Origin of the sequence: Streptomyces viridiviolaceus, from assembly GCF_014650995.1 — a bacterium.
Taxonomy (GTDB): Bacteria; Actinomycetota; Actinomycetes; order Streptomycetales; family Streptomycetaceae; genus Streptomyces; species Streptomyces viridiviolaceus.
In genome coordinates, this window is sequence record NZ_BMWA01000073.1 from 1 (window position 1) to 3,142 (window position 3,142).

Consider the following 3,142-nt stretch of genomic DNA (forward strand, 5'->3'; position numbering starts at 1 on the left):
AGCGCTACGAGACGGCCTGCGACCCCCGGCTGAACCGCAGCCAGTCCCTCGACCTGGCCTTCCTCGTCGCCGAGATGGGCTTCGCGTCCCGCAGCCCCCGTCCGGTGTCCGATCAGCCCGGGAGCCGAACATGACGGTGCGAGCCATCCGCGGCGCCATCCAGGTGGAGCGGGACGAACCCGGCGTGCTGCGCGGCCAGGTCGGCCTGCTGCTCAAGGAGGTCATGGCCGCCAACGACCTGGTGCCCGACGACCTCGTCAGCATCGTGTTCACCGCCACGTCCGACCTGGTCAGCGCCTTCCCCGCGGAAGCCGCACGGGAACTCGGCCTGGTCGACGTCCCGTTGATGTGCGCACGAGAACTCGACGTGGAGGGCGGCCTGCCGCGCACCGTGCGCATCCTGGCTCACGTCGACACCGACAAGGAACGGGCCGGCATCCGGCACGTCTACCTCGGCGGTGCCGCCGTGCTGCGCAAGGACCTCGCACAGCGGGCCGCCGCCGGCCCGGCGGAGAGGGGGGACCGGTGATCCGTACCCTGGCCGTCGTCGGGACCGGACTGATCGGCACGTCGATCGGCCTGGCGATGAGCCGCCGCGGCATCACCGTCCACCTCGTGGACCGGGACACGTCGGCGGCCCGGACCGCGGCGGCGCTCGGAGCGGGCGTCACCGCCGACCCCACCGGGCCGGTCGACCTGGCGGTGATCGCCGTTCCGCCGCGCGCGGTCGCCGACGTCCTCGCCGAACAGCACGCGCGCGGACTCGCCCGGAGCTACACCGACGTGGCGAGCGTGAAGGCGCTCCCCACCCGGCAGGCCGACGCCGGTCTGCCGGACCCCTCCTGCTACGTGGGCGGCCACCCCATGGCCGGACGGGAGCAGTCCGGGCCGCTGGCGGCACGGGCCGACCTGTTCGACGGGCGCGCGTGGGTCCTCACCCCCTCGCCCCGGACCGCGCAGACCGCTCTCAACCACGTACTCGAACTGGTCGCCCTGTGCGGGGCGGTCCCGCTGGTCATGGACAGTGAGGTGCACGACCAGGCCGTGGCCCTGACCTCGCACGCGCCGCACGTGGTGGCGAGCCTGATGGCCGCCCGCCTGCAACACGGCCCGCCCGAGGCGCTCCGGCTCGTCGGCCAGGGGCTGCGCGACGCCACCCGCATCGCCGGCGGCGACCCCCGGCTGTGGGCCGACATCCTGCGCAGCAACGCCGCCCCGGTCGCCCGGGTCCTGAGGGAGCTGGCGGACGACCTGGCGGAGCTGCTCACCGCGCTGGAGGACGTGGCGCGGGACGACGCGTCCCAGGACCCCGGCACGGGAGCCGTGGTCGACCTGCTGGAGCGCGGGGCCGAGGGACTGCACGCCGTCCGGCCCGCGCGCGTCCGGCGCTCCGGGCCCACGCTCCGGGTGACCCTCGGGGAGACCCCGGGCGAACTCGCCCGGCTCCTCGACACCGTCACCGATCACGGTGTCGGCACCGAGGACGTGACCACGCGCGTCGACCCGGTCCAGGACCGCATGACGGCCGAGTTCACCGTCCCGCCCGTCACCGCCGGGCAGCTGCGCCGTCGGCTGGGCGAACAGGGCTGGCAGGTCGAGGGAGCGGCCGTCCGCCCCACCCGGCGCCCGCTGCCGCAGCCCTCCCACGTCGACGACCTGTGGGACCAGGAGGTCCTGCCCTCGCAGCGCGTGGCCTCGCTGCCCGGAGTGTCGTAGGACCGGCATGTCCCGAAAGACCGAGGGGATCCCGAACCATGACCACAGCCGAAGTCCCGGCCCCGGCGCTGCTCGCGCGCATTCCGGGGTCGAAGAGCCTCACCAACCGCGCGGTGCTGCTCGCCGCCGCGGCCCGCGGCACCAGCAGGGTGCGGGCGCCGCTCGTCAGTGACGACACGATCGCCTTCCGGGACGCACTGACGGCCTGTGGCACCCGGGTGCGCAGCAGCCCCCTGGCCGAGTACTGGGAGGTGACCGGCACCGGCCGCGGGCCGACCGGCCGGGCACGCCTGTGGTGCGCGGACGCGGGCACGGCGGCCAGGTTCCTGCCGCCGTACGCCGCCACCGGCCACGGCACCTTCCTCTTCAACGGCTCCTCGCAACTGAGGGCCCGGCCCCAGGGGCCCCTGCTGGAGGCGCTGCGCGGCCTCGGCGCCGACATCGAGACGGGCCCCGGCGACGGACTTCCGCTGCTGGTCCGCGCGGACGGCCTGACCGGCGGCCGGCTGGTCGTGGACTCGTCGCTGAGCAGTCAGTACCTCAGCGGGCTGCTGATGGCCGCGCCGCTCATGGCAAACGGACTGACCGTCCGCCCCGAGGCCCTGGTCAGCAGCCCCTACGTCGCCATGACGGTGGCCCTGATGCGCCGCTTCGGGGCCACCGTCGAGGAGCGCCCGGACGGTGGCCTCCGGGTCGAGCCGGGCGGATACACGCCGGCCGATCCGGTGGTCGAGCCGGACGCGTCCACGGCCTCGTACGTCTTCGCAGCCGCGGCGGTCACGGGACGCACCGTCACCGTCCCGGGACTCGCCGCGGGCAGCCTCCAAGGCGACCTGCGGTTCGTGGAGGTGCTGGAGAAGGCCGGGGCCCGGGTCTCCGTGACCGCCGACGCGACGAGCGTGACGGGCACCGGCCGCCTGCGCGGAGGCTTCGACGTCGACATGGGCGAGATCTCCGACACCTTCATGACCCTCGCGGCGATCGCCCCACTGGCGGACGCGCCCATCACGGTCCACGGCATCGGACACGCGAGACTGAAGGAGTCCGACCGGATCGCCGCCGTCGCCCGCAACCTGCGGGCCTGCGGCATCGACACCGAACAGGGCCGGGACCGGATCACCGTCCGGCCGGGCGAGCCACGCCCGGCACGCATCGCATGCCACCGCGACCACCGCATCGCCATGGCGTTCTCCGTGCTCGGCCTCGCCAGGCCGGGGACGGTCACGCTGGACGACCCGCACTGCGTGGCCAAGACGTTCCCCGGCTTCCACGAGGAAATGCGACGGCTCTTCCCGGCGTACGAGCTTCCCGACACCGCCGGCCGGGCCGCGGACGGGGACCGGTGAGCGCGTTGAGCAGGTTGCGCTGGCTGACCGCGGGGGAGTCCCACGGTCCCGCACTCGTCGCGACGCTGGAGGGTCTGCCC

4 protein-coding genes are annotated in these 3,142 nt (G+C 74.6%); all 4 read left to right on the forward strand.

Translation table 11 applies throughout. From position 1 onward, the window contains the following. The coding region (locus tag IE260_RS40845) for a 3-deoxy-7-phosphoheptulonate synthase (protein ID WP_189880993.1) at nucleotides 1-134 on the forward strand (134 nt) is incomplete at its 5' end. Further along, nucleotides 131-529, forward strand: a complete 399-nt coding sequence (gene aroH / locus IE260_RS40850) for a chorismate mutase (RefSeq protein WP_189880994.1) — start codon at nucleotides 131-133, stop codon at nucleotides 527-529. The genes IE260_RS40845 and aroH, both read left to right, overlap by 4 nt. Then, complete coding sequence (locus IE260_RS40855) at nucleotides 529-1,716, forward strand: prephenate dehydrogenase (protein WP_373303476.1); 1,188 nt, start codon at nucleotides 529-531, stop codon at nucleotides 1,714-1,716. Before aroH ends, IE260_RS40855 begins: the two co-directional genes overlap by 1 nt. 38 nt (nucleotides 1,717-1,754) lie before the next feature. Then, nucleotides 1,755-3,062, forward strand: a complete 1,308-nt coding sequence (gene aroA, locus IE260_RS40860; protein WP_189880996.1) for a 3-phosphoshikimate 1-carboxyvinyltransferase — start codon at nucleotides 1,755-1,757, stop codon at nucleotides 3,060-3,062. Nucleotides 3,063-3,142 lie beyond the last annotated feature (80 nt).